Source organism: Bradyrhizobium sp. SZCCHNR1051, assembly GCF_032489615.1.
In the GTDB taxonomy this organism is placed as follows: Bacteria; Pseudomonadota; Alphaproteobacteria; order Rhizobiales; family Xanthobacteraceae; genus Bradyrhizobium.
On sequence record NZ_JAUEYJ010000004.1, the window covers coordinates 193,934 to 217,885 of the forward strand.

Annotated in this window: 21 protein-coding genes and 1 riboswitch; of the genes, 11 read left to right on the top strand and 10 right to left on the bottom strand. The window is 67.0% G+C overall.

Annotated elements, in window-relative coordinates; translation table 11 throughout:
- Positions 1-4 precede the first annotated feature (4 nt).
- The 3 genes from QW868_RS06290 to QW868_RS06300 all read right to left on the bottom strand — a co-directional run bounded on the left by QW868_RS06290 (position 5) and on the right by QW868_RS06300 (position 3,051).
- Positions 5-1,018, bottom strand: a complete 1,014-nt coding sequence (locus QW868_RS06290) for an ABC transporter substrate-binding protein (protein WP_315736915.1) — start codon at positions 1,016-1,018, stop codon at positions 5-7.
- 223 nt (positions 1,019-1,241) lie between these two features.
- Positions 1,242-2,027 (bottom strand): ABC transporter permease, encoded by a 786-nt coding sequence (locus QW868_RS06295; RefSeq protein WP_315756344.1) that lies wholly within the window; start codon positions 2,025-2,027, stop codon positions 1,242-1,244.
- Positions 2,028-2,244: 217 nt separating this feature from the next.
- Positions 2,245-3,051, bottom strand: coding sequence for an ABC transporter ATP-binding protein (locus QW868_RS06300; protein ID WP_315756383.1), 807 nt, complete (start codon positions 3,049-3,051; stop codon positions 2,245-2,247).
- 130 nt (positions 3,052-3,181) lie between these two features.
- Between QW868_RS06300 and QW868_RS06305 the strand changes: the two genes are divergently transcribed.
- Positions 3,182-3,976, top strand: a complete 795-nt coding sequence (locus tag QW868_RS06305) for an ABC transporter ATP-binding protein (protein WP_316230147.1) — start codon at positions 3,182-3,184, stop codon at positions 3,974-3,976.
- The gene (locus tag QW868_RS06310; protein ID WP_316230148.1) at positions 3,973-5,529 is read left to right on the top strand and encodes an ABC transporter permease/substrate-binding protein; all 1,557 of its coding nucleotides are present in this window, start codon (positions 3,973-3,975) and stop codon (positions 5,527-5,529) included. The genes QW868_RS06305 and QW868_RS06310 overlap by 4 nt, the downstream gene beginning before the upstream one ends.
- 143 nt (positions 5,530-5,672) lie before the next feature.
- Here QW868_RS06310 and QW868_RS06315 read toward each other — a convergent pair whose 3' ends face one another.
- Positions 5,673-6,068: a rhodanese-like domain-containing protein gene (locus QW868_RS06315; RefSeq protein WP_315756347.1), complete on the bottom strand. Its 396-nt coding sequence runs from the start codon at positions 6,066-6,068 to the stop codon at positions 5,673-5,675.
- Positions 6,069-6,305: 237 nt separating this feature from the next.
- On the opposite strand from QW868_RS06315, the gene QW868_RS06320 reads away from it, so the two are divergent.
- The 4 genes from QW868_RS06320 to QW868_RS06335 all read left to right on the top strand — a co-directional run bounded on the left by QW868_RS06320 (position 6,306) and on the right by QW868_RS06335 (position 10,685).
- Positions 6,306-7,142 carry an IclR family transcriptional regulator gene (locus QW868_RS06320; RefSeq protein ID WP_316230149.1) on the top strand — a complete coding sequence of 279 codons (837 nt, stop codon included), beginning with the start codon at positions 6,306-6,308 and terminating at the stop codon, positions 7,140-7,142.
- A gap of 17 nt (positions 7,143-7,159) precedes the next feature.
- Positions 7,160-8,356, top strand: coding sequence for a CoA transferase (locus QW868_RS06325; RefSeq protein WP_316230150.1), 1,197 nt, complete (start codon positions 7,160-7,162; stop codon positions 8,354-8,356).
- Between the two features lie 86 nt (positions 8,357-8,442).
- Positions 8,443-9,429 (top strand): tripartite tricarboxylate transporter substrate binding protein, encoded by a 987-nt coding sequence (locus QW868_RS06330; RefSeq protein ID WP_316230151.1) that lies wholly within the window; start codon positions 8,443-8,445, stop codon positions 9,427-9,429.
- Positions 9,430-9,461: 32 nt separating this feature from the next.
- Positions 9,462-10,685, top strand: coding sequence for an ABC transporter substrate-binding protein (locus QW868_RS06335; protein ID WP_315771675.1), 1,224 nt, complete (start codon positions 9,462-9,464; stop codon positions 10,683-10,685).
- Between the two features lie 48 nt (positions 10,686-10,733).
- Here QW868_RS06335 and QW868_RS06340 read toward each other — a convergent pair whose 3' ends face one another.
- Together QW868_RS06340 and QW868_RS06345 are read right to left on the bottom strand one after the other, a co-directional pair.
- Entirely contained in the window at positions 10,734-12,443 is a 1,710-nt protein-coding gene (locus tag QW868_RS06340) for a sulfatase-like hydrolase/transferase (protein ID WP_315796368.1), read from the bottom strand.
- Between the two features lie 191 nt (positions 12,444-12,634).
- Positions 12,635-13,567 carry a DUF2380 domain-containing protein gene (locus QW868_RS06345; protein WP_315796366.1) on the bottom strand — a complete coding sequence of 311 codons (933 nt, stop codon included), beginning with the start codon at positions 13,565-13,567 and terminating at the stop codon, positions 12,635-12,637.
- A 189-nt stretch (positions 13,568-13,756) separates the two neighbouring features.
- Here QW868_RS06345 and QW868_RS06350 point away from each other — a divergent pair, with 189 nt between their 5' ends.
- The gene (locus QW868_RS06350) at positions 13,757-15,160 is read left to right on the top strand and encodes a sensor histidine kinase (protein WP_316230207.1); all 1,404 of its coding nucleotides are present in this window, start codon (positions 13,757-13,759) and stop codon (positions 15,158-15,160) included.
- Entirely contained in the window at positions 15,157-15,798 is a 642-nt protein-coding gene (locus QW868_RS06355) for a response regulator transcription factor (protein ID WP_315736899.1), read from the top strand. Before QW868_RS06350 ends, QW868_RS06355 begins: the two co-directional genes overlap by 4 nt.
- A gap of 31 nt (positions 15,799-15,829) precedes the next feature.
- Here QW868_RS06355 and QW868_RS06360 read toward each other — a convergent pair whose 3' ends face one another.
- Entirely contained in the window at positions 15,830-16,138 is a 309-nt protein-coding gene (locus QW868_RS06360) for a hypothetical protein (RefSeq protein ID WP_316161418.1), read from the bottom strand.
- Complete coding sequence (locus QW868_RS06365; RefSeq protein ID WP_316230152.1) at positions 16,138-16,995, bottom strand: SDR family oxidoreductase; 858 nt, start codon at positions 16,993-16,995, stop codon at positions 16,138-16,140. The genes QW868_RS06360 and QW868_RS06365 overlap by 1 nt, the downstream gene beginning before the upstream one ends.
- A 544-nt stretch (positions 16,996-17,539) precedes the next feature.
- Between QW868_RS06365 and QW868_RS06370 the strand changes: the two genes are divergently transcribed.
- From QW868_RS06370 to QW868_RS06380, 3 genes are all read left to right on the top strand, one after another.
- On the top strand, positions 17,540-18,652 hold the full coding sequence (locus tag QW868_RS06370; RefSeq protein WP_316230153.1) for a DUF2336 domain-containing protein: 1,113 nt from the start codon (positions 17,540-17,542) through the stop codon (positions 18,650-18,652).
- Between the two features lie 283 nt (positions 18,653-18,935).
- Positions 18,936-19,154, top strand: a riboswitch (cobalamin riboswitch).
- 95 nt (positions 19,155-19,249) lie between these two features.
- A complete protein-coding gene (locus tag QW868_RS06375) occupies positions 19,250-21,331 on the top strand; it encodes a TonB-dependent receptor plug domain-containing protein (protein WP_410051283.1) in 2,082 nt (693 codons plus the stop codon).
- Positions 21,332-21,401: 70 nt separating this feature from the next.
- Positions 21,402-21,980, top strand: a complete 579-nt coding sequence (locus tag QW868_RS06380; RefSeq protein WP_316230155.1) for a hypothetical protein — start codon at positions 21,402-21,404, stop codon at positions 21,978-21,980.
- Between the two features lie 82 nt (positions 21,981-22,062).
- On the opposite strand, the gene ilvC is transcribed toward QW868_RS06380, so the two are convergent.
- A complete protein-coding gene (gene ilvC / locus QW868_RS06385) occupies positions 22,063-23,082 on the bottom strand; it encodes a ketol-acid reductoisomerase (protein WP_315736892.1) in 1,020 nt (339 codons plus the stop codon).
- A 150-nt stretch (positions 23,083-23,232) separates the two neighbouring features.
- Positions 23,233-23,838: a LysE family translocator gene (locus QW868_RS06390; RefSeq protein ID WP_315756359.1), complete on the bottom strand. Its 606-nt coding sequence runs from the start codon at positions 23,836-23,838 to the stop codon at positions 23,233-23,235.
- Positions 23,839-23,952 lie beyond the last annotated feature (114 nt).

Below are 23,952 nucleotides of genomic sequence, written 5' to 3' on the forward strand. Positions count from 1 at the left end.
CCCCCTACTTCGTGCCCTTCGCCTGTTCGACGAACTTGTTGGTGAAGGTCTTGCTGACGTCGACATTGGCCTTGGCGACGTCGGGCGAGCCGGTGCTGAACACCGCGAGCACGGCGTCGGCGCCCTTCGGGTCCATCTTGCCGGTCTGCGAGTACATCGGGATGGTGTTCTTCAGCGCCGCGAGATAGAGCGCCTTGTCCTTGCCGACCAGCTCCTCCGGCATCTTCGCCATGATCTCCTCCGGCGTATGCGAATGGATCCAGCCCAGCGTCGCCACGATGGCGTTGGTCAGCGCCTGCGTCTCCTTGTCATGGCCGGCAATCCAGGCCGCCGTCGAGTACAGCGCGCCGCCGGGATATTCGCCGCCGAACACCTCCAGCGTATCGTGCTGGGTACGGGTATCGCTGAGGATCTTGAGATCCGGATGCTTGCCCTGCAGCACGGTGACCGAGGGATCGAGCATCACGGCCGCATCGATCTGGCCCTGCTCCATCGCGGCCACGGCGGTCGCGCCGAGACCGACGCCGATCACGGCCGTGCCCGACGGATCGAGGCCGTTCTTCTTCAGCATGTACTTCAGGAAGAAGTCCGTCGAGGAGCCCGGCGCGCTGACGCCGACCTTCTTGCCGGCGAGATCCTTGACCGAGCTGATCTCCTTGTTGTGCGACGGCGCCACCACCAGCACGAGCCCGGGATAGCGGTCGTAGACGACGAAGGACTGCATCTCCTGCTTCTTGGCCGCGAGATTGACGCAGTGATCGAAATAGCCGGAGACGACGTCGGCGCTGCCGCCGAGCACCGCCTTCAGCGCATCCGAGCCGCCCTTGAGGTCGACCAGCTCGACCTCAAGCCCGGCCTTCTCGTATTCGCCGAGCTGCTTGGCCAGCACGGTCGGCAGATAGCACAGGCAGGCGCCGCCCCCGATTGCGATCGTGACCTTGGTGGCAGCGCTGGCGAGACCGGTGCTTAGCGTCAGCGCCAGCAGCGCGCCGGTGACCCGGCCCAACATCTTGTTCATTGATTTCCTCCGTTCATGTTATCGGTCAGATTAGGCGTGTGTGCTGTGAATGAGAAGGCCGCCCCGAATTGCCGCTATCGTCCCGGCGAACGCCGGGACCCATACCGCGTGATGTCGCGGTTGGAGAAGACTGGTCATCGCGCGTGCCACAAACGACAGCCGGTGGTTATGTGTCCCCGCGTTCGCCGGGACGACAATGGTGGGTGGCGCGGCAGCACGGCCGTCATCGCCCATCCGCCGCATCCGGGCGCCACACCAGCAGCCGCCGCTCCACCAGCGTGACGCAGATGTCGATCAGGATGACGAACGCCGACAGCACGAACATGCCGGCAAACACGCCGGCGACGTCGAAGATGCCTTCGGCCTGCTGGATCAGGTAGCCGAGGCCGGCGGCCGAGCCGAGATATTCGCCGACGACAGCGCCGACGACGGCGAAGCCCACCGACGTGTGCAGCGAGGAGAACATCCACGACAGCGCCGACGGCCAGTAGACATGGCGCATCAGCTGCCGCTCGCTCATGCCGAGCATGCGGGCATTGTCGCGCACGACGGTCGAGACCTCCTTGACGCCTTGGTAGACGTTGAAGAACACGATGAAGAACACCAGGGTCACGCCGAGCGCGACCTTGGACCAGATGCCGAGGCCGAGCCACAGCGTGAAGATCGGCGCCAACACGACACGCGGCAGCGCGTTGGCCATCTTGACGTAGGGGTCGAACACCGCGGCCACCAGCGGCTTGCGCGCGAACCAGAAGCCGACCAGCACGCCGCCGAGCGAGCCGATCGCGAACGCCAGGATCGACTCCCACAAGGTGATCGCGAGGTGCTTCCAGATCGCGCCGGTGGCGAACCATTTGACGACCTGCGCGAACACGTCGACCGGGTTGGAGAAGAAGAATGGCGGAAGCCAGATGCGTCCAAACACGGGCACGGTGGCGAGCAGTTGCCACAGCGCAATCGCGATGATCGCGACGAGCAATTGCAGCGCGAGCAGACCGAGACGCGACATCACGCTGCTCCATGCGGTGTGGTGGGTACGAAGGTGAAGCCTCTCACGCCGCTCTGCTCCCCTCCCCCTTGCGGGGAGGGGTTGGGGGTGGGGGTGCCACGAGCACCAATCTTTGCTGGGTACCCCCCACCCCAACCCTCCCCCGCAAGGGGGGAGGGAGCGCACCGCCGTGGCCGAGAAGGAAGCGCGCGACAACTCAAGCCCTGCAAACGCCCCGTCACACTGCCTCCGCCTGCTTGTAGGTCTTCTCGACCTCGGCCTTCAGCGTCTGCCAGATCTCGCGATGCAGCTCGTGGAACTCGTGCTTCATGCGCACCTCGAAGATGTCGCGCGGGCGCGGCAGCGTGACGCGCCAGTCGCCAATGATGCGCGAGGCCGGTCCCGCCGACATGATGACGACGCGGTCGGCGAGCGCGATCGCCTCCTCGAGATCGTGGGTCACGAACAGCACCGCCTTGCGGTCGGCATTCCAGAGATCGAGCAGCAAATTGCCCATGATCTGCCGCGTCTGCGCGTCCAGCGGCCCGAACGGCTCGTCCATCAGGATGATGCGCGGATTGCGGATCAGCACCTGGGCAAGGCCGACGCGCTTGCGCTGGCCGCCCGACAGCATGTGCGGATAGCGGTTGCCGAATGCGCCGAGGCCGACCGAGGTCAGCCATTGCTGCGCCTTGGCGGCCGCATCCTTCGACGGCGTGCCCGCGACCTCGAGCCCGATCGCGACGTTCTCCAGCGCGGTCTTCCATGGGAACAGCGCATCGGCCTGGAACAGGTAGCCGGCGTCGCGATTGAGGCCGGCCAGCGGCTGGCCGAAGATCCGCACGCTGCCGGCCGCCGGCTTCAGCAGGCCCGCCGCCACGTTGAGAAGGGTGGATTTGCCGCAGCCGGTCGGCCCGACGATGGCGACGAACTCGCCGTCGGCGACGCTGAGATCCGCCGTCTCGACGGCGGTGTAGGTGCGTCCGCCGGCGAGACGGAATGCCACCGTCGTTCGCTCCAGCGCGACCGCGGCGGCCGTGGGCATCGTCACGTCCAAGTTCCTCCCCCGAGAATGGCCGGGACGGCTTAGCCGCTTGCGGGGCGAAGTTCAACGCGGCGGCCGGACGTGCTAGGTGTTCTGCCTGAGCCCAAGGCCAACCGTTCCACAAGGCCGCATGCAGCGCACGCCGTTCATCGTCTACGCCAATGTCCGCAAGAGTTTCCCCGGCGCGGCAGGCGCTGTGACCGCGGTCGACGGCGTATCGCTGGAGATCGCCGAGGGTGAGTTCCTGGCAATCGTGGGCGGCTCCGGCTCGGGCAAGACCACGCTGCTGCGGCTGACCAACCGCCTGATCGAGCTGGACGGCGGCACGATCCGGATTGCCGGCGAGGATATCGCCGGCCTCGATCCTGTCAGCCTGCGTCGCCGGGTTGGCAATGTGTTCCAGAACGGGGCGCTGTTTCCGCACATGACGGTTGCCGCCAATATCGGCATCACCCCCAGGCTGCTGGGGACCCCGCCGGCCGAGATCGCCACGCGCGTCGACGAGCTGCTCGACCTCGTCCAGCTCGACCGCAAGGCGCATCGCGACCGGCTGCCGCACGAGCTCTCCGGCGGCCAGCGCCAGCGTGTCGGCGTCGCCCGCGCGCTCGCGGCGCGGCCGCGCATCGTGCTGATGGACGAGCCGTTCGGCGCGCTCGATCCGCTGACGCGCGATGCGCTCGGCGGCGACTATCGCGCGCTGCACGACAAGCTCGCGCTGACCACGATCATGATCACGCATGACATCACCGAGGCGCTGCTGCTCGCCGACCGCATCGCGGTGATGCGCGGCGGACGCCTGGTCGAGATCGGCACGCCGGCCGAGCTCGCGGCCAGCCGCGACCCCTACGTGACGGAGCTGATGACGACGCCGCGGCGGCAGGCGGCGCGGCTGGTGGCGCTGCTGCCCGACAGCGGGGCGGCATGAGCGTCCTGTCGGATCCACGCTTCGCCGAGGCGCTGTCGCATCTCGCCGACTATCTCGGCAGCCATCTGCGCGTCAGCATCGCGGCGCTAGCGCTCGGTCTCGCCATCAGCTTCCCGCTCGCGCTCGTCGCGCGCAATCGCCCTGCCCTGCGCAATCTGCTGCTCGGCGTCGCCAGCGTGGTGCAGACGGTGCCGGGACTGGCGCTGCTGGCGCTGTTCTATCCGCTGCTGCTGGCGCTGGCGGCACTGAGCTTGCGCTGGTTCGGCCTGTCGTTCTCGGCCTTCGGCTTCCTGCCGGCCATGCTGGCGCTGGCGCTGTATTCGATGTTGCCCGTGTTGCGCAACACCATCACCGGGCTGAACGGCGTCGACGCCAGCCTGATTGAGGCCGCCAAGGGCGTCGGCATGACCGAGCGCCAGGCGCTGACGATGGTGGAGCTGCCGCTGGCGCTGCCGGTCATCATGGCCGGCATCCGCACCGCGGCGGTGTGGGTGATCGGCACCGCGACCTTGTCGACGCCGATCGGCCAGACCTCGCTCGGCAACTACATCTTTGCCGGATTGCAGACCCAGAACTGGGTGCTGGTCGTGTTCGGCTGCGTCGCCGCCGCGGTGCTGGCGCTTGCGGTCGATCAGTTGCTAGCGCTGATCGAGCATGGCTTGCGCATGCGCAGCCGCGCCCGCGTGGGCCTCGGCACCGCGACGATCGCGCTGATGGTCGGTGCCAGCCTGCTGCCCTCGCTCGCCGGCACGTCCGCGCGCTACGTGATCGGCGCCAAGACCTTCACCGAACAATATGTGCTGTCGGCGCTGCTCAGCGAGCGGCTGCAGGCGGCAGGCCTCACGGCCACATCCCGCGCCGGCCTCGGCTCCAGCGTCATCTATGGTGCGCTCAAGAGCGGCGACATCGATCTCTATGTCGAGTATTCCGGCACGCTGTGGGCGAACCAGTTCCACCACACGGAGCAGCTGCCGCGCGTCGCACTGCTCGATGCGTTGAAGCAGGATCTCGCCAAGGACAAGGTCACCCTGCTCGGCGAGCTCGGCTTCGAGAACGCCTATGCGCTGGTGATGCCGCGCAAGAAGGCGGAAGCCCTCGGCATCCGCTCGACCGCCGACCTCGCGCGCCATGCCTCCGAGATGTCGATCGCCGGCGACTACGAGTTCTTCTCGCGCCCGGAATGGGCGGCCCTGCGCGACGCCTATGGTCTCGCCTTCCGCGCCCAGCGCCAGATGCAGCCGGACTTCATGTATGCCGCGGTCGCCTCCGGCGAGGTCGACGTCATCGCCGGCTACACCAGCGACGGGCTGATCGCGAAATACGACCTCGTCGTGCTCGACGATCCCAAGCAGGCGATCCCGCCTTACGACGCGATCCTGCTGCTGTCGCCGAAGCGCGCCGAGGACCGCGCATTGCAGGATGCGTTACGGCCGCTGCTCGGCCGCATCGACATCGCGACCATGCAGCAGGCCAATCTGCGCGCTTCCGGTAGTGACGCACAGTCCTCGCCGCAGGCGGTGGCGCGCTGGCTGTGGAGCAAGATCGCGAAGTAAGCCCTGCCTTCGCAGCACGTCATTGCGAGGCGCGTAGCGCCGAAGCAATCCAGAGTCCTTGCGGAGCCCTGGATTGCTTCGCTTCGCTCGCAATAACGGCGGTGGTTGGCGCGACGACCGCCGCCCCAATCAGTTGGGCACGCTCACATCCCCGGCTCGATCGGCTTCTCCACCGCGCCGCCATTCTCGGCCCAGTCCTTGAACGCGCCGACGTTGAACACCTTGTCGTAGCCGAGATCCTTCAGCGTCTTGCCCGACAGCGCCGAGCGGCCGCCCGAGGCGCAATACAGGATCACGCTCTTGTCCTTGGCGAAATTCTTGTCGTGATAGGGCGAGTCCGGATCGGCGCGGAATTCGAGCATGCCGCGCGAAACGTGCACGGCGCCGGCAATCTTGCCGCTCTTCTCGACCTCCGGCGCATCGCGCACGTCGACGACGAGGGTGTTGCCCTTGGCGATCATGGCCTGCGCCTCGGCCGGCGTGATCTTCGGAACCGCTGCGTTGGCGGCTTCCAGCATCTGCTTGACTGATGTCGACATCGATTGGCCTCCCGGACGTTGAGGCGGCACCGGTAGCGGGCCTCCACCCGCGTCACAAGCCACGATCGGGCGAGCATCCCGCGTGGCCACCGCACGTCCGACATTTGTCCACATAGTGGACGCATAGTCATCACATCTACAAATATATGGACTCTCCAAAATTCCTGGATCATTCTCCGCCGCATGCCCGCACCTCCACGATCCGCCCTCGCCGTCCGCAATCGCGCCCTCGAAACGATGCTGGCCGACAGCGCCGGCGACGCCGCCTTTGCCACCACGCTGGCCAAGGGCCTCATCGTGCTGGAGGCGTTCGGGACGGAATCTCCCGTGCTCGGAAACATGGACATATCGGTGCGCACCGGCATTCCGCGGCCTACGGTCGCCCGGCTGACCCACACGCTCACCGAGCTCGGCTATCTCTCCTTCGACCAGGACCTCGCGAAATATCGCCTTGGTGTCCGCGCGCTGCGGATGGCGCATCCGCTGCTCGCCGACATGCCGTTCCGGCAGCTCGCACGGCCGTTGATGCAGGATTTTGCCGCCAGCGTGCGCGGCACCGTCTCGATCGGCCTGCTCGACGGCAACGCCGTGGTGTATGTCGAGACGGCGCGCTCCGGCGATGTCGGGCCGCACGTTCCCGACATCGGCATGCCGATCACCGTGGTCGCGACCGCGATGGGACGCGCGGCGGCCGCGATCCTGCCTCCAGCCGAAGCCGCGCGCTTCGACGCGCAGCTCGCCGCCGACGATGCCAAGCAATGGGCCAGCTTCCGCACGCTCTATTTCGACGGCATCACGCAATGTGCCGAGCGCGGCTTCTGCACCTGTGTCGGCGAATACATGCCTGCGATTCACGCCGTCGCTGCGCCGCTGCATTACGCGAATAGCTCCGGCCGCGCCTTCGCGATCAATTGCGGCATTCCCGCTTTCCGGCTGCAGCCGGGTCAGCTCGAGGCCGAGATCGGTCCGCGCATCACGGCGCTCGCCGCCAGCATCCGGGCGCTCATCAACGAAGCCGAGCCCGAGATCATCAGGCGCGCGCCGGAGCCGGCGCTTGCGGCCGAAGCCGGCTGAGACAGGTGCATCACGACATGGCCGGGCCACTCCAGGGTTTGCGCGTTCTGGACATCGCGACGATCATCGCTGCACCGTTCGCGGCGACGCTGCTCGCCGACTACGGCGCCGAGGTTCTGAAGATCGAGATGCCGGGCCATGGCGACGCTGTCCGCACCTTTCCGCCGTTCAAGGACGGCAAGCCGCTGTGGTGGAAGACCGCCAACCGCAACAAGAGCCTCGCGACGCTCGACCTGCGCACGCCGGAGGGGCTCGCGCTGTTCAAGCGGCTGCTGCCGCGCTTCGACGTCCTGATGGAGAACTTCCGCCCCGGCACGCTCGACCGCTGGGGCCTGACGAAAGAGGTGCTGTGGTCGATCCAGCCGCGCCTCGTCATCCTGCGCGCCACCGCGTTCGGCCAGGACGGGCCGTACCGCGACCGTCCGGGCTTTGCCCGCATCTTCGAGGCGATGGGCGGGCTCACCTACATCACCGGCGAGGCCGAGGGCGAGCCGACCCATCCGGGCTATCCGATCGGCGATGCCATCGGCGGCGCGTTCGGCGCACTCGGCGTGCTGGCAGCGTTGTGGAAGCGGGCTGTTGACCCCGAGGCGCCGGGCGAGGAGATCGACCTGGCGCTGACGGAGGCCGTGTTCCGGCTGCTCGACGTGCTGCCGGTCGAGCACGACCAGCTCGGCTTCAGCCGCAGCCGGATCGGCAATGCCAACGGCTACTCGGCGCCGGCCGCGGTCTATCGCACCCGCGACGATCGCTGGGTGACGCTCGCCGGCTCGACCAACGCGCTCTACGCCGCCAATTGTCGCGCGATCGATCGTCCCGACCTGATCGAGGATCCGCGCTTCGCCGACAACGCGTCGCGGGTGAAGCATGCGGCCGAACTCAACGCGATCTTCGCCGCCTGGTGCGCCGCGCATGACCTGGATGATGTCGTCGCCCGCTTCACCGCGGCCAAGGGAACGATCGCGCCGATCTACGCGATCGACCAGATCGCGACTGATCCGCAGGCGATCGCGCGCGAGATGATCACGCGCGTGCCCGACCGCGATTTCGGCTCGGTGGCGATGTCGAACGTCGTGCCGCGCTTTGGCAACGATCCCGCCACGCTGCGCCATGCCGCCGGCGACGTCGGCCAGGACAACCGCGAGATCTACCAGGGCTGGCTCGGACTATCAGACCAGGAGATGGACGATCTCGCCCGCAGGAAGGTGATCTGACGCGGCGCGAGCAAAGACGACAAGGCGCGGCGAAGAACGCGCCGGAGCAGCCCGGACAAGGGATGCAGCAGACAGGGAGACGCGCGATGAGACAACCGACGATGACGCGCCGCGGCCTGCTCGGTGCAGGGGCCACGCTGGCGCTGGGCTACGGCCATCGTGCACGAGCCGAGGGCGATTGGCCGACCCGCATGGTGCGGCTGATCTGTCCCTATGGCGCCGGCGGCGCCAGCGACATCTCGCTGCGCCTTCTGGCGACGGAGTTCGAACATCACCTCGGCCAGCAGTTCATCATCGAGAACAAGCCCGGCGCTGGCAGCCGCATCGCCAACGACCTCGTCGCCCGCGCCGCACCCGACGGCTACACCCTGCTCTACGCCGCCGCGCCCTACGTCACCGCCGAAGCGCTGTTCGGCAAGCTGACCTACGATCCGGTGAAGGACTTGCGCCCCGTGGCCGGCACGGTCGTTGCGCCGATCTTCCTGATGATCAGCGCCAACGCGCCGTTCAAGACGCTGGCCGAGCTCATCGCCTACGGCAGGTCCAAGCCCGAGGGCCTGACCTTCGCCTCGCCGGGTGCCGGCTCGCAGCCGCATCTCGCGGCCGAGCTGCTGTTCCGCGACGCCAAGGTGACCGGCCTCAACATTCCCTTCCGCGGCGACTCGATGGCCTACACCGAGCTGCTCGCCGGCCGCGTCGATGCAACGCTGACCGCGATCAGCACCGCGCTGCCCTACATCCAGGCCGGCCAATTCCGCGTGCTCGGCGTCGCCGCCACCGAGCCCAGCGCGATCTATCCGCAGGCGCCGCCCCTGCGCGAGCAGGGCCTGCCGAACGTGGTCGCGTCGGGCTGGTACGGCTTCATGGCGCCGGGCGCGACGCCGCAGCCCATCGTCGACCGGCTGTCGAGCGAGATTCTCGCCGATCTCGCAGCCCCCGAGGTGAAGCAGAAGCTGCTCGCCCAGGGGCTCGATCCGCAGCCGCGCGACGCTGCAGCATTCGGCCAGTTCATCGCCGACGAAACCAAGAAGTGGAGCGCAGTCATCCGCGACGCCGCCATCAAGGCCGAGTGAGTTTCACAAAAGATATTCAGGGAGTGGATGTGATGAGGATTGGGACCACCGCGCTGGCCGCGCTTGCTCTGCTGTCGCTCGCGGCAACCGCGCCGGCGTTGGCCGCCGAGAAGAAGTACGATACCGGCGCCAGCGACAGCGAGATCAAGGTCGGGCAGACCGTGCCGCTGAGCGGCCCGGCGTCGGCCTATGCCACCATCGGCAAGGCGCAGGCCGCCTATATGAAGATGATCAACGACCAGGGCGGCGTGAACGGCCGCAAGATCAACCTGATCCAGTATGACGACGCCTACTCGCCGCCGAAGACGGTCGAGCAGGTGCGCAAGCTGGTCGAGAGCGACGAGGTGCTCTTGACGTTCCAGATCATCGGCACCGCGCCGAACGTCGCCGTGCAGAAATATCTCAACACGAAGAAGGTGCCGCAGCTGTTCGCGGCCACCGGCGCCTCGCGCTTCACCGATCCCAAGCATTTTCCTTGGACGATGGGATTCAATCCGAGCTACGTCGTCGAAGGCCGCATCTACGGCCAATACATCCTCAAGACCTATCCCGACGCCAAGATCGGCGTGCTCTACCAGAACGACGATCTCGGCCGCGACTATCTCGCCGGCCTGAAGGCCGGGCTGGGCGACAAGGCCGCCAAGATGATCGTCGCCGAATCGTCGTACGAGATCACCGAGCCGACGATCGATTCTCACATCCTGAAGCTGAAGGACGCCGGCGCCGATCTGCTGTTCAGTGCCTCGACGCCGAAGCAGGCGGCGCAGGCCATCAAGAAGGTCGCCGAGCTCGGCTGGAAGCCGGTCCACATCGTCGACATCAATGCCAATTCGCTGGGCGCCACCCTGAAGCCCGCCGGGCTCGAGAATGCCAAGGGTCTGATCAGCGTCGGCTACGTCAAGGATCCGCTCGAAGAAGGCTTCAAGAACGACCCCGGCGTACAGCGCTATCTCGCCTTCATGGAGAAGTACTATCCCGACGGCGACAAGGGCTCGAACTTCAACGTCTATGGCTACATCACCGCTGAGCTCCTGGTCCAGGTGCTGAAGCAGTGCGGCGACGAGCTGACGCGAGAGAACGTGCTGAAGCAGGCCACTAACCTCAACCGTGTCGAGCTCGGCATGCTGCTGCCCGGCATCAGCATCACGACCTCGCCGACGGACTATCGCGTCAACAAGCAGTTGCAGATGATCCAGTTCGACGGCGCCCACTGGCAGAACATCGGCGGCATCGTCACCGACACGGCGGCGGAGTAGCAGCGGGCGTTGCAAACACGTTGCCCGGCCGACCTTGGCGTCGGCCGGTCACAGCCCCCGGATCAGCTCGGCGTCGATCAGCATGCGGTTGAAGCGGCGTGCCTCGGCGCCGTCGCCGCAGGCGTAGAACACGCCCTTGCAGCGGAGCATGATGTCCTTCTGCTCGGCAAAGGACGGATCGAGCGGAATGCCGGCCGCCTCCAAGGTGACCAGCGGCAGATAGGCGGCGTCGATCCGATCCATCACGACGGCGCTCTGGCGCGGCTCGAAATTGACGGCATCGACGGCGTAATAGGTCTGATAATAGCGCGGATCATAGCTCTCGAGCTTCTCGCCGATGCCGGCCTCGTCGAGCTTGGGATCGAGAATGTGCGGCGAGAACTCCGGCTGGTGATCGCCGTAGCGCACGATCAGGAACGGCTGGTCGCCGAAGCGCTTCTTCAGGCTGGCGAGGAAGCGCTGATAGTCCGTCGCGCTCATCGCCTGGCGGCGCAGATACTCATCGATCGAAGGCAGATTGCCGGGCGCTCGCCAGGACGGCGTCAGGTCGGGCCGGAACGTCGTCTCCCACGGGAAATGGTTGGCGGCGAGATAGACGAACATGAACAGCGGCTTTCCGCGCGGCCGGTGCTGCATTAGATCGAGCGCGGCATCGTAGAAGAAGCCGTCGGGCTCGACGCCCTTGGCGCCGAGATCGCGCGCGTCGAGAAAACGATCGACGCCGACCGTGGTCTGGAAGCTGCGCGCGCTCATGAAGGCACCCTGCGCGGGATAGAGCGACACCGTGTCGTAGCCGCAATTGCGCAGCGCCAGCGGCAGACCGCGCTCGACCCGGCCGGACGCGATCCGGGTCACGAAATAGGCGAAGCGGCCGAACGAGCGCGACGACAGGCCGGCGAGCACGTTATACTCGGTGAACCAGCTCGGTCCGCCATTGCTCTCGGCCATGAACTGCCGCGCCTTGCCGTCGAACGACTTGAAATGGCTGCCATAGCCATCCGGCACCTTGATGCCCGGCGCCGAGCGGATGTCGAAGCTGGATTCGTCGTGGATCAGCACGATGTTCGGGCGCCGTCCGGCCGGATGACAGGAATCCGGGACGAACGCAGCCAGACTTCGATCAGCCGTGGCGTCCGACTCCATGAAGCCGTTGGCGAGGAAGTCCGACACCGCCGTGACGCCGGAGCGGGCGAATTTCGACAGATAGCCGTCGTCATAATAGCCGCGCCAGGTCTCGTCGCGCCAGTTGAGCGAATACAGCGTGAGCGCAGCAAGGCAGGCAAGCTTGCCGGCCAGCGCCGGCAGCCGCGCGATCCGGAACGGATCCGCCCACCACAGCAGCCCCATCAGCGGCAGCACGACGGCGGCAGCCACCAGCACCGACAGCTTCAGGTTCGGGAAGATCGTGAACAGGAACGCCGCGCTGTCGTGATCGATCAGCATCACGTCGACGAAGTTCGCCGTCATCTGGACCACGGCGTGCTTGAGCTGCGACAGCAGCACCAGCACCACGACCATGGTCAACGCCAACGCGCCGGACACCGCAGGCCGCCGCAGCAGCACCAGCCAGAAGCAGTTCAGGATGCCCCAGGCCAGCACGAAGCCGAGCCGCGAGCCGAAATCGGTCTCGGTGTGCAGCATCAGAGCCAGCGCCGCGACATGCGGCGCGGCGACGGCGGACAGCCGGACGGCCGCGGAGCGTGTTGCGCTCGCCGCGGCGAGCGTGGTGATCGGTTGGTCGTTCGGGGTCAGTGACATCAGGCGGTCGAATGCAGGCGCCCTTCGCCGGCGCATGCCGACAGATCAAGGAAGCCTATCCTGTCATCCGACCGTAATGAAATCGTCACAAATCACAACAGCCCGGATTTACACGGAGGGCGGCGTGTCGTCTCGCGCCACGACGAGAGGTGGCATCACTGCCGTCCTCGCGTACCGATCCTCGCCCTTTTTCAATTCTGGGTGCCGGTCTCGAGCAGCCGCTCGCGCACCAGACGCACCGCGCCGCGACTCCAGGAATAATTGGCGCCGAGGCGCAATCCGCTGTCACCGGCGGCGACGAGCGCGCCACTGTCGGCCTGGCGGACACGAAAGCCGATGATGTATTCGGTGCGGCCGATCCGCCTGATGATGCCGAGCAGCGATTGCTGGGCGCCGACGGCGCGGGCCGCCCGGGCCTCGCAATCGTCGCACTCACGCACCGGCTGCCCCGGCTTGATCTCGCCGGCCGCGTCCACCAGGCGATAGCGCCCGGACTGCGCCAGCAGCTGCCGCACCGCGTCGGTCGCCTCCTGCAGCCCCTTCTGGTCGGATTCGGTCTCGCCGAGCGCCGCGCCTGCGCTGGTGTCGTCGAGCTCGAACGGCAGCAGCGCCAGCCGGATCGGCTCCGGCGGCGCCAGTGCGTCACGGACCTGGCGCGAAACGAAGATCGCAGCGCGCTGCCAGGCCTCGTCGCTGTCGCCGCGGAAGGTGAAGACCTTGTCGAAGACGACCCGATGGGAGGCGACGTCGATGGCCGCGGCGCGCGCCCACTGCACCAGCGTGGAGAGCTTCTGGACTCCGCCGGTGATCACGACGGTTGCGCCGGCCGCGGCCGCCATCTGCAGCCGGGCCTCCGGGGACGCATCGGTGGGACAGGACGGCGCGCAGGACGGGCTGACCGGCCGCAGCCGCGCGTCGGCGGCGACGTCGCTGCGGAGCGCGGCGATGAATGCATCCAGCCGCCGCTGATGCGCTGCGGTCTGATCGACCGGCTCGCCGGACGTGTCGAGATAGCTGAAATCGTCGACCAGCACAGCCGGGACATCGCCGGAGGCGGCGCGGACCGGACCGGCCGCGAAAGCAAGCGCGAGAACGAGACAACGGACGACGCGACGGTTCGACATGGGATCCCCCTGCAGCGATGTCTGGCGATCCAAAGCTAGACGCCGCCGTGCCATCGTCGCAGCGGCCACGGTCCCGGCGCGGCACGGGAAAATTTCACGACGGTGACGGCGACCAGGCCGCAGCGCTTTTGGTCCGGGCGGTTCTGCCGTTAAATGCCGGCGGGCAGGGCTACCATGGACGCGCCGAAGATGTGGACCCGCTACGACCTCAAATACCGTCTGACCCTGCGCATCTCGGTGGTCTCGGCGCTCTGCTTTGGGGCGATCTGCGCCTATGTGCTGTTCGACACCGACCGCTCGGTGCATGCGCGCAATGAGCGGATCGCCGAGATCACGGCCAGGACGCTGCAATTGCAGCAAAGCAAGATGCATTGGGTCAACAGCCCACCGGCCGGCTTTCCCGACCTCGATGCGGTCGCCGCCGCCGCGATGCGACCGGGCCTGTGCATCGCCTATCGCGGCGTCGACGGCGCGATCGTGCAGCGCATCTGCGGCGGCGCCGAGGCGCAGACGGACGATCCGCCCCGCGCCTTCGCGATGCTGTATCGGCGGCTGTTCGATCCGGGCCGGGAAGCGGCACGGCCGGTCAGCTTTCGCGGCGAAACGACGGGCGATGCCGTCGTATGGGCCGATGCCGGCGTCATGACCGCGGAGGCCTGGCGCGAGCTCAGCCGGCTGCTGCCCGTGCTCGGGACGGCGCTGGCGCTGCTGTGCATTCTGGCCTACGCCGCGCTGGCCCGCGCGCTGCGCCCGACCCGGCTGATCCGCGCCGGGCTGGAGCGGATCGCGGCCCATGATCTGTCGGCACGGCTGCCGCCGTTCGACCTTGCCGAGCTGTCGGCGATCCGCGATGCCTTCAACCAGCTCGCCGAGGGGCTGGAGACAGCGCTGGCCCAGCGCAGCGAATTGACCCGGCGCCTGATCGCCCTGGAGGACGACGAGCGCCGCAACCTCGCGCGCGAGCTGCATGATGAATTCGGCCAGTCGCTGGCGGCGATCCGGGCGCTCGCGGCGTCGATCCGTCACAGCGCGGCGCAGGATTGCCCCGCTCTGGTGGGCGATTGCGACGGCATCGCGCGCACCGCGAGCGACATGATGGACCAGTTGCGCGGCGCGCTGATGCGGCTGCGCCCACCTGATGTCGACGAGCTCGGCCTCGCCGCCAGCCTCGAAGGCCTCGTCGCCGGATGGAACAGGCGGCAGCACGGCCGCACCGTTTTCGAGATCAGCCTGTCGGGCGGCATCGACCGACTGCCCGGCATCATCGCCACCAACCTCTACCGCATCGCCCAGGAGGCGCTCACCAATACCGTCAAGCACGCCGGAGCGACGCGCGTGCGGCTGCAGCTGACGCTTCAGGACGGGCCGGCGAGCGCGACCGTGCTCACCGTCGAAGACGACGGTCCCGCAGGTGAAGCTCCCGACAAGCCGGGCATGGGCCTGCTCGGCATGCGCGAGCGCGTCGCCTCCATGGGAGGCCAGATGAGCTTCGCGGCCACCTCCGGCGGTGGCGCGCGACTCCGCGTCGAGATTCCGCTGCCGGCCCTGCCCGATCTCTCGCCGACCCAGCCGGAAACGGCTTGCGCGGCATGACGGCGCCCGCCGGCACCATCCTGCTGGTTGATGACCATGCCGTGGTCCGCGAGGGCTACAGGTCGATGCTGCAGAAGCAGCCGGGGCTGCGCGTGGTCGCCGAGGCCGCCGATGGCGCCGAAGCCTACCGGCTGTTCAAGGAGGTCAGGCCCGATCTCGTTATCATGGACCTGACCATGCCGGGCGTCGGCGGCATCGAGGGCATCCGCCGCATCCGGCAATGGGATCGTAGCGCGCGCATCCTCGTCTTCACGATGCATGAGAATGCGGGCTTCGCGGTGCAGGCGATCCGCGCCGGCGCCCGCGGCTATGTCACCAAGAGCAGCCCTCCGGAGACGCTCGTGCGCGCCGTCATGGACGTGCTCGCCGGCCGCATCGCGATCAGCCCCGACATCGATCACGAGCTCGCGCTCAGCCGGCTGTCCGGCGAGCGGGCGGCCGCCGACGTCCTGTCCGCGCGCGAGTTCGAGGTGATGCAGATGCTGCTGGCCGAACGGACCACCGACGAGATCGCGTCAGCGCTGCATCTCAGCCCGAAGACGGTTGCCAACCTGCACTCGCTGATCAAGGACAAGCTCGGCGTCGCCAGCGACATCGAGCTGGTACGGCTGGCGCTGCGGCAGGGCCTGCTGACCTGAGCCCGCAGCGCTCACGTCAGCGCAGGGAATGTCAGGAGTCGTCGGTGTCGATCTGCGGCGTCGCGGCGGCTTCCGACGCTGGCTCCGTGACGGGATCATCGATCAGGTGAAACTCGCGCCCGAGTCGGCGCTGCACGCTCATCACGGCGCGGTCGACGTCGCTGATCAGGCTGTCGCCGAGAACGACGTGCGGGATCTCCCAGTTGCGGCCACTGCGCACGTCGAGCGCATGAACGGCCGGCACGCGTGCCGTCTCGCACCCCGGCTGCGCGCGAATCTCCTCCTCGACCAGGCGGGTCAGCTCCGCCTGGGTCTTGCCGATGGTCGTCATCGCCCGCATCAGGCCCTGGTCACCGGCGTCAGGCCGAGCCGCTTGGCAATGATGCGATCGACGGTCCGCTTCGGAAGCACCCGCACGATCCATTGCCTGATAGCATCGGGCGCGATCTCGTAGCGCACCCTGGGCGCCGGCAGGGTCAAGGCGTCGGCCACCCGCGCGGCGATGGTCTCGGCCGGCAGCCCGGTCTTGCCGAGATGCAGCATGAAGCCACGAATCTTCTGCAGCGCCGGGAAGAACGGCGAGGCCTGATACGGCGACAGGTCGACCTCCTCGGCCTTGGCCCAGATCGGCGTCTTCACCGCCCCCGGCGCGATGACGATGACGTCGATGCCGAACAGCATCAGCTCGCGGCGCAGGCTCTCGGATAGCCCCTCGACCGCATGCTTCGAGGTCGAATACGGCGCCATCAGCGGGTTGCCGTTGCGGCCCGCGACCGAGCTGATCATCACGATCCGGCCGCGCTCTCCCTTCATGGCCGGATCGGCGCCGAGCAGCGGCGCGAACGCCTGGGTCGCAATGACCGGACCGATGACGTTCACTTCCATCTGATGGCGAAACTGCTCGATCGGCAGCTCCGTCACCGGCCCCGCGACGGCGATGCCGGCATTGTTGACCAGACCGGCGAGCGTCTCGCCCTTGAGCGCCGCTCGCACCTCGCCGGCGGCCGCCTTCACCGCCGCTTCGTCGGTCACATCGAACAGCAGCGGCGTGAAGTTGGCGCCGAGCTCGCTGCGCAGACGGTCTGCATCAGCCTGCTTGCGAACGCTGCCGAACACCTGGAAGCCACGCGCGAGCAGGAGCTTCGAACAGGCGAAGCCGATGCCGGTGGACGCGCCGGTGATGACGACGGATTTCATGGCGACCTCAACGATTTGCGCGGCGATTATCGCACGGGATGCAGCGCGATGCTGGCGCTGATTTTTCGCGCGAGATCATCCCTCTTCCGAGCCCGCCCTGGAACACCGGGAGACCGCACGCAGCGCACGGCGCATCAGCAAAATGGCCGCGGCAAGAATGGGGTTTAAGTTTCAATGCTTGGGAGGATGACAGCTGACGTGAGATCGAGGGCAGCGAGCAAACTGGATGAAGGAAGGTCCGTGACCTTATGAGATCATTAACCTTTCCGTTTCGCTGGCCTGTCGTCGCCGCGTCCGCGGGGAGGTGTTCGGGCCTCATTCCATCGCCTGTCCGGCGAATCTCCGGAAAACCGCGCTCCAGCTCGTCGTCCCCTCTACGCGTATCGCCTTAATTTTCCGTATCCGTGTTTCTCCGGGGTACTACGTCCTCCGACCCTAACGCGTTGTTATCGCCCGTGCCGAAAACTGCTCCGGCCGAGAGCCTTGCAGCGGGATCACAAGCGCGTCGCTGTCGCTCCGGCCATCCGGACAAACGAGCGCGATCGTGTCACAGCCAGAACAGCTCCCGCCTTCAGAACACTCCATCATCACCGAGCTCGAAGAGGCCGTCCGCAGCGGCTCCTCGGCGAAGCGCGTCAACACGCTGCGCCAGGTCACCAATCTGTTCCTGCATGACGGCGAACGCCTCACCGAGGACCAGATCAAGGTGTTCGACAATGTGCTGTGCATGCTGGTCTCACGAGTAGAGACCCGCGCGCGGGCCGAGCTCTCCAAGCATCTCGCGCCGGTCGACTACGCGCCCGTCGAATTGATCCAGCAGCTCGCCCGTGACGACGAAATCTCGGTGGCCGAGAGCGTGCTGATGCACTCGAGCCGGCTGACCGAGCATACGCTGGTCGAGGTCGCGGCGACCAAGGGCCAGGATCACCTGATGGCGATCTCCAGCCGTCCGCATCTGACCGAGGCGGTGACCGACATCATCGTCGACCGCGGCGAGCGCCGGGTCATCCGCAAGCTCGCCAACAACCAGACCGCGCGCTTCTCCGATACCGGCTATTCCGGGATGATGGCGCATGCCGCGGATGACGACGAGCTGTCCGAGATCATCGGGCTGCGCGTCGACCTGCCCACCAAGCACCTGCGCGACCTCTTGCGCCGCGCCACCGAAGCCGTGCGCGCCAAGCTGATGTCCTCGGCGCCGCCGGCGTTGCAACAGGAGATCAAGAAGATCCTCAAGGCCATCGCGGACGTCGCGCGCAGCGACGGCGGCCTGGTCGGGCGCGACTTCACGCTGGCCGAAGAGGCCGTCAAGCGCATGAAGGGGCTGAACGAGCTCAACGATGCCGCCATCGCCTTCTTCGCCGAGACCCGCCGGTTCGGCGAGGTTTCCGCCGCACTCGGCCTGCTCAACAACGTGCCGACCGAGATGATGGCCAAGGTGCTCGAAGGCCCGCGCACCGACATCGTGCTGATCCCCTGCCGTACCGCCAGGCTGGCCTGGTCGGTGGTGGCGAAGATCCTGACCCATCGGCCGATCAAGCACGCCATCGACAGCGACACCCTGAAGCTCGCCGAGCGCGACTATGCCCGGCTGTCGCTCGACACCGCCCAGCGCACGCTGCGGTTCTGGATGGTACACAACAAGGTCGAGAAGTGAGCGGGTGCTCACAAGACGCAATCCTCATCAGCAACGACTCGCGAGCCTCCTCATACTCCGCTGTCGTCCCTGCGAACGCAGGGACCCATACAGCGTGATGTGAATTGGCGGAAAATGTCTGGATCGTCGTCCTTCGCCACACGACCGCCGGCGGCTATGGGTCCCTGCGAACGCGGGGACGACAGCTATGGTTGTCGCAGGCGGCCGGGCATCATCAAGCCGACCGGCCAGCGTTATCGCCAGGAGATCACCGGGCGCCGGATTGACTTTGGTGCGCCCGCACTCCTACGGTGATCGTGACGGTGCCCCTCGACCGGGGCTCAAAAGGGAATGCGGTGCCGCATGCGTCTCGCAAGAGACGTGATCGAAGGCCGCAGCTGCCCCCGCAACTGTAAGCGGCGAATCTCGCGTCATAGGCCACTGGGAAATCTCGGTCCCGGGAAGGCGACGTGGAGGTGATGACCCGCGAGCCAGGAGACCTGCCGTCAGCCGTGGTCACACGCGAGGATGCCGGTCGGGGCGTTATTGGCATCGTTTTCAGGCAGGTCTGCAAAGGTCTGCGTGAGACCTCGTTCGCGGTGACGTGCCACTGACGTCATGCCGAGGTCACTCGTGTCTCCCGTTCCCCATGCCAGGCGGCATCGCGCCGTTCTGTCGTCGTTCTGCGTCCTCGCGTCGTTTGCGCTGCTCGGTGCTTTCCCGGCAGCCGCGCAGCAATCCGCCTCCCCCAACCTTTTGCCGCCGGTCGAGGTTGACGCGCCGCGCAAGCCGGCTGCCGCAGGGCCGGCGGTGTCCGGCGGTTCTCCAACCCGCAACGCCGCGCGACGGCAGACGCCGGCTGCAAAGCCGGCAGCGCCGGCCAGCGCCCCCGTCGCCGTCAGCCCGACCGGCGTTGTGACGCCGGTCGCCAACGTCGCGAATGCGATCACCGTGGTGACCGACAAGGATATCGCCGCGCAGCAGGCCCGCACCGTGCCGGACATCCTGAGCACGGTCCCCGGATTGAACATCGTGCAGGCCGGCGGCCCGGGCGGCCAGACCAACGTCTTCATGCGCGGCACCAATGCCAACCACACCAAGCTCATCATCGACGGCATCGACGCAGGCGACGTCACCAACGGCAACGGCGCGTTCGATTTCGCACATCTGCTCGCCGCCGACATCCAGCAGCTCGAGGTGCTGCGCGGGCCGCAGAGCGGACTGTACGGCTCCGATGCCATCGGCGGCGTCATCTCGGTGATCACGCGCAAGGGCGACGGACCGGCGCGGGCGACCGCCTCGGTCGAGAGCGGCTCGTTCAAGACCTTCAACCAGAGCGCGGGGCTGAGCGGCTCTCAGGACAATGTCAACTACGCAGTCAACGTCGCGCATCTGCACGCCGGTGACGTTCCGGTGACCCCGTGGCAATTGCTGCCTGCGGGGCAGAAGGCCATCGGCAACGCCTACGACAACGTCACCGCCTCGTCCAAGCTCGGCGTCGATCTCAACGAGGCCTGGACGCTCAATTCGGTGGTCCGCTACACCGACGCCACCCTGCTGTTCACCGGCGACAGCGGCTTTCCCAGCTTTCCCGACGCCGCCCAGAGCAACCACACCGTCCATCAACTGGCGACGCGCGAGGAAGCCGTATGGTCGCTGCTCGGCGGCCGCATCAGGAACTACTTCGGCGTCAACTATGTGAACAACTGGTCGTCCGATCTGACGGCCGGCAATCCCGTTGCCGCGGTCGCGACCGGCGAGCGCATCAAATATGACTGGCACGCGGTGACCGAGCTCGCCCCGCGCAACAACCTGATCGTCGGCCTGGAGCAGCAGACCGAACGGCTGAAGACCACCGACCTTTCGGCCGAGAACGGCAACAAGGCCGGCTTCGTCGAGCTGCAGACCGAGTTCGCGAAGCGCTGGTTCGTCGTGACGAGCCTGCGCAACGACGTCAACGACCAGTTCGGCGGCCATGGCACCTACCGGATCGCGCCGGCGGCGATCCTGCCGGTCACCGAGACCAAGCTGAAGGCGAGCTACGGCACCGGCTTCAAGGCACCGACCTTGAGCCAGTTGCACCAGGATTTTCCGGCGTTCAACTTCTTCGCCAATCCCAACCTCCGGCCGGAGCAGAGCACCGGCTACGATGCCGGCTTCGAACAGCCGCTGTTCGACGATCGCGTCCGCTTCGGCACGACCTACTTCCACAACAGCATCACCAACCTGATCAATTTCAACGCGACCTTCACCTCCTACGCCAATGTCGGCCTCGCCACCACCGAAGGCACCGAGAGCTTCGTGACGGCGCGGCTCACCGATCGGATATCGCTGCGCGCGGACTACACCTTCACCCGCGCCGTCGACGCGGTTACCGGCCAGCAGTTGCTGCGCCGGCCGAAGGAGAAATGGAGCGCCACCGCCACCTGGCTGCCGATCGATGCGCTGAGCCTGTCGGCCACCTTGCTGCGGGTCGGCGACTGGCTCGATGTCAGCCGCGACGGCATGACCACCGGCCTCGTCGCACCTGGCTATGCGCTCGTGAACCTGCGCGGCGACTACGCGCTGTCCGACCAGGTCAAGGTGTTTGGCCGGATCGATAACCTGTTCAACCGTCACACCCAGAACCCGACCGGCTTCCTGGCGCCCGGCTTCGGCGTGTTCGGCGGCATCCGGCTCGCGAGCTTCGGCGTGCAGTGACGCAGACCTCCCGAAGCGGCTGACAGCCGCCTCAAAACTGGACTACAATTGCAACAACAGGAGATGTTCCATGACTCTCGACGTCCTCGCCCCCTCTGGTTCCGAGGCTCGCCTCGCGCCCGTCCCGCCGCGGCATGCAGCCGCGTTTTGTTTCGCGCTGCTGACGACCGCTTGTGCGCTGGCGAGCTTCGTGTTCGCCTGCGCGACGCCGTTTGCGGCCTTCGCCGTGATTGCGGCCGCCATGCTTCCGCTGCGCACGGCGCTGCCGGTGATGCTCGGCGCCTGGCTGGTCAACCAGGGCATCGGCTTCGGCGCCCTGCACTATCCGGTCGATGCCAACACGCTGGCCTGGGGCGCGATGATCGGCGCCGCCGTGCTCAGCGCCACTGCCACGGCCCGGGGCGTGCTGCAGGCTCTGCGCGCAAGCCCGGCTCCGCTCGCCTTTGCCGCCGCCCTGCTGGGCGCCTACACGGCGTATGAGCTGGTGCTGCTGGCCGCCACGCCCGCGCTCGGCGGTGCCGCGAGCTTCACGCTCCCGATCGTCGCCCGCCTCGGCCTGACCAGCGCCGCCTGGCTCGTCGGCCTGGTCGCTGTCAGCGAGATCGTCCGCCTGCTCGCGCCGCTGGCCTCACGCCGCGCGACGTCCTGAAACAGCCTAAGGACTCACCGACCAAACAAAAACGGCGGGCCTCGGCCCGCCGTTCTCAATTCTCAGCAAGTCCTGCGCGAACTCAGTTCTTCGACTTGTCGACCAGCGCGCCCTTCTTGATCCAGGGCATCATGTCGCGCAGCCGGGCGCCGACCTCCTCGATCGGATGCTGGGCGAGCTTGGCGCGGGTCGCCTTGAACGAGGTCTGGTTGACCTTGTTCTCCAGCATCCAGTCGCGTGCGAAGCGGCCGGACTGGATATCGCCGAGCACCTTCTTCATCTCCGCCTTGGTCTCGGCCGTGACGATGCGCGGGCCGGTGACGTATTCGCCATATTCGGCGGTGTTGGAGATCGAGTAGTTCATGTTGGCGATGCCGCCTTCATAGATCAGGTCGACGATCAGCTTCACCTCGTGGAGGCACTCGAAATAGGCCATCTCCGGCGCGTAGCCGGCCTCGGTCAGGGTCTCGTAGCCGGCCTTGATCAGCTCGACCAGGCCGCCGCACAGCACCGCCTGCTCGCCGAACAGGTCGGTCTCGCACTCTTCCTTGAAGGTGGTCTCGATGATGCCGGCGCGGCCGCCGCCGATCGCCGAGGCGTAGGACAGGCCGAGGTCATGGGCGTTGCCCGAGGAATCCTTGGCGATCGCGATCAGGCACGGCACGCCGCCGCCGCGCTGGTATTCGGAGCGGACGGTGTGGCCGGGGCCCTTCGGGGCGATCATCAGCACGTCGAGATCGGGGCGCGGGTCGAGCAGGTTGAAATGCACGTTGAGGCCGTGGGCGAACACGAGCGCGGCGCCCTGCTTCATGTTGTCGTGCAGGTGCTCGCGATAGATGTCGCCCTGCAGCTCGTCCGGGGTCAGCATCATCACCAGGTCGGCCCATTTGGCGGCCTCGGCGACTTCCATCACCTTGAAGCCGGCGCCCTCGGCCTTCTTGGCCGAAGCCGAGCCCTTGCGCAGCGCGATCGCGACGTCCTTGACGCCGGAATCCTTCAGGTTGAGCGCGTGGGCGTGGCCCTGGCTGCCGTAGCCGACGATGACGACCTTCTTGCCCTTGATCAGGTTCAGATCGGCGTCGCGATCGTAGTAGACACGCATTGTCGTTTCCTCTTTGAGATGGCCGGAATTGGCTGAAAAGTCAGACGCTTGGGTGAGGCACGGGCGGCTGCGCCCGGACGAAATCCGGCCCGTGTCTAGAGCATTTTGGGCGTGGTTGGAAACCCCGATCTCGCATGGCGGCCGCCTCCCTCATGCGTCCATGAAGACGGGATAGAGCGAGGCGAGCAGCAGCACGGCCATCAGGATGTTGAAGCCGCGCACCGCGCGTTCGGAACTCAGCAGCGGCCGCAGCGCCGTCCCGAACAGGGTCCAGGTGATGGTCGAGCCGATCGCCATCACGAAGCTGATCCCGACCTGCAGCGCGACATTGGCAGGGAAGCTGGCGATCGCGGCATAGGCGGTGATGGTGCTGATCACCATCACCCAGCCCTTGGCGTTGACCCACTGGAACAGCGCCGCGCCCCAGAACGACATCGGGCCGCGCGGCGTCGTGTCGTCATCCGGCTTGGCCGATCCGGAGAACGCGATCACCACGGCGAGATAGATCAGGTAGGCGGCGCCGAGATATTTCAGCACCTCCTGCAGCACCGGATAGGAGATGAACACCGTGGCGAGGCCGAAGCCGACGGCCCCGACCATGAAGGCGAAGCCGAAGCTGACGCCCATCATGTGCGGCACCGTGCGGCGGAAGCCGTAGGTCACGCCCGACGACAGCAGCATGATGTTGTTCGGCCCAGGCGTGAACGCCATCACGAACGCGAAGGTGACGAAGGCGATGAGGAGCTGCTGGGACATTCTAATGAGTTCTCCCCGCACGACGACTCTTCACCCTCCCCTGGAGGGGGAGGGTCGATCGCGCATGCCATGCGCGATCGGGGTGGGGTGGGCCGCAGACACGGCTCCGGCGTG

Bases quoted from the DNA above. Each gene is read 5' to 3' on its own strand.
- QW868_RS06290 (WP_315736915.1), bottom strand. From the start codon at position 1,018: ATGAACAAGATGTTGGGCCGGGTCACCGGCGCGCTGCTGGCGCTGACG.
- QW868_RS06295 (WP_315756344.1), bottom strand. From the start codon at position 2,027: ATGTCGCGTCTCGGTCTGCTCGCGCTGCAATTGCTCGTCGCGATCATC.
- QW868_RS06300 (WP_315756383.1), bottom strand. From the start codon at position 3,051: ATGCCCACGGCCGCCGCGGTCGCGCTGGAGCGAACGACGGTGGCATTC.
- QW868_RS06305 (WP_316230147.1), top strand. From the start codon at position 3,182: ATGCAGCGCACGCCGTTCATCGTCTACGCCAATGTCCGCAAGAGTTTC.
- QW868_RS06310 (WP_316230148.1), top strand. From the start codon at position 3,973: ATGAGCGTCCTGTCGGATCCACGCTTCGCCGAGGCGCTGTCGCATCTC.
- QW868_RS06315 (WP_315756347.1), bottom strand. From the start codon at position 6,068: ATGTCGACATCAGTCAAGCAGATGCTGGAAGCCGCCAACGCAGCGGTT.
- QW868_RS06320 (WP_316230149.1), top strand. From the start codon at position 6,306: ATGCTGGCCGACAGCGCCGGCGACGCCGCCTTTGCCACCACGCTGGCC.
- QW868_RS06325 (WP_316230150.1), top strand. From the start codon at position 7,160: ATGGCCGGGCCACTCCAGGGTTTGCGCGTTCTGGACATCGCGACGATC.
- QW868_RS06330 (WP_316230151.1), top strand. From the start codon at position 8,443: ATGAGACAACCGACGATGACGCGCCGCGGCCTGCTCGGTGCAGGGGCC.
- QW868_RS06335 (WP_315771675.1), top strand. From the start codon at position 9,462: ATGAGGATTGGGACCACCGCGCTGGCCGCGCTTGCTCTGCTGTCGCTC.
- QW868_RS06340 (WP_315796368.1), bottom strand. From the start codon at position 12,443: ATGTCACTGACCCCGAACGACCAACCGATCACCACGCTCGCCGCGGCG.
- QW868_RS06345 (WP_315796366.1), bottom strand. From the start codon at position 13,567: ATGTCGAACCGTCGCGTCGTCCGTTGTCTCGTTCTCGCGCTTGCTTTC.
- QW868_RS06350 (WP_316230207.1), top strand. From the start codon at position 13,757: ATGTGGACCCGCTACGACCTCAAATACCGTCTGACCCTGCGCATCTCG.
- QW868_RS06355 (WP_315736899.1), top strand. From the start codon at position 15,157: ATGACGGCGCCCGCCGGCACCATCCTGCTGGTTGATGACCATGCCGTG.
- QW868_RS06360 (WP_316161418.1), bottom strand. From the start codon at position 16,138: ATGCGGGCGATGACGACCATCGGCAAGACCCAGGCGGAGCTGACCCGC.
- QW868_RS06365 (WP_316230152.1), bottom strand. From the start codon at position 16,995: ATGAAATCCGTCGTCATCACCGGCGCGTCCACCGGCATCGGCTTCGCC.
- QW868_RS06375 (WP_410051283.1), top strand. From the start codon at position 19,250: ATGCCGAGGTCACTCGTGTCTCCCGTTCCCCATGCCAGGCGGCATCGC.
- QW868_RS06380 (WP_316230155.1), top strand. From the start codon at position 21,402: ATGACTCTCGACGTCCTCGCCCCCTCTGGTTCCGAGGCTCGCCTCGCG.
- ilvC (WP_315736892.1), bottom strand. From the start codon at position 23,082: ATGCGTGTCTACTACGATCGCGACGCCGATCTGAACCTGATCAAGGGC.
- QW868_RS06390 (WP_315756359.1), bottom strand. From the start codon at position 23,838: ATGTCCCAGCAGCTCCTCATCGCCTTCGTCACCTTCGCGTTCGTGATG.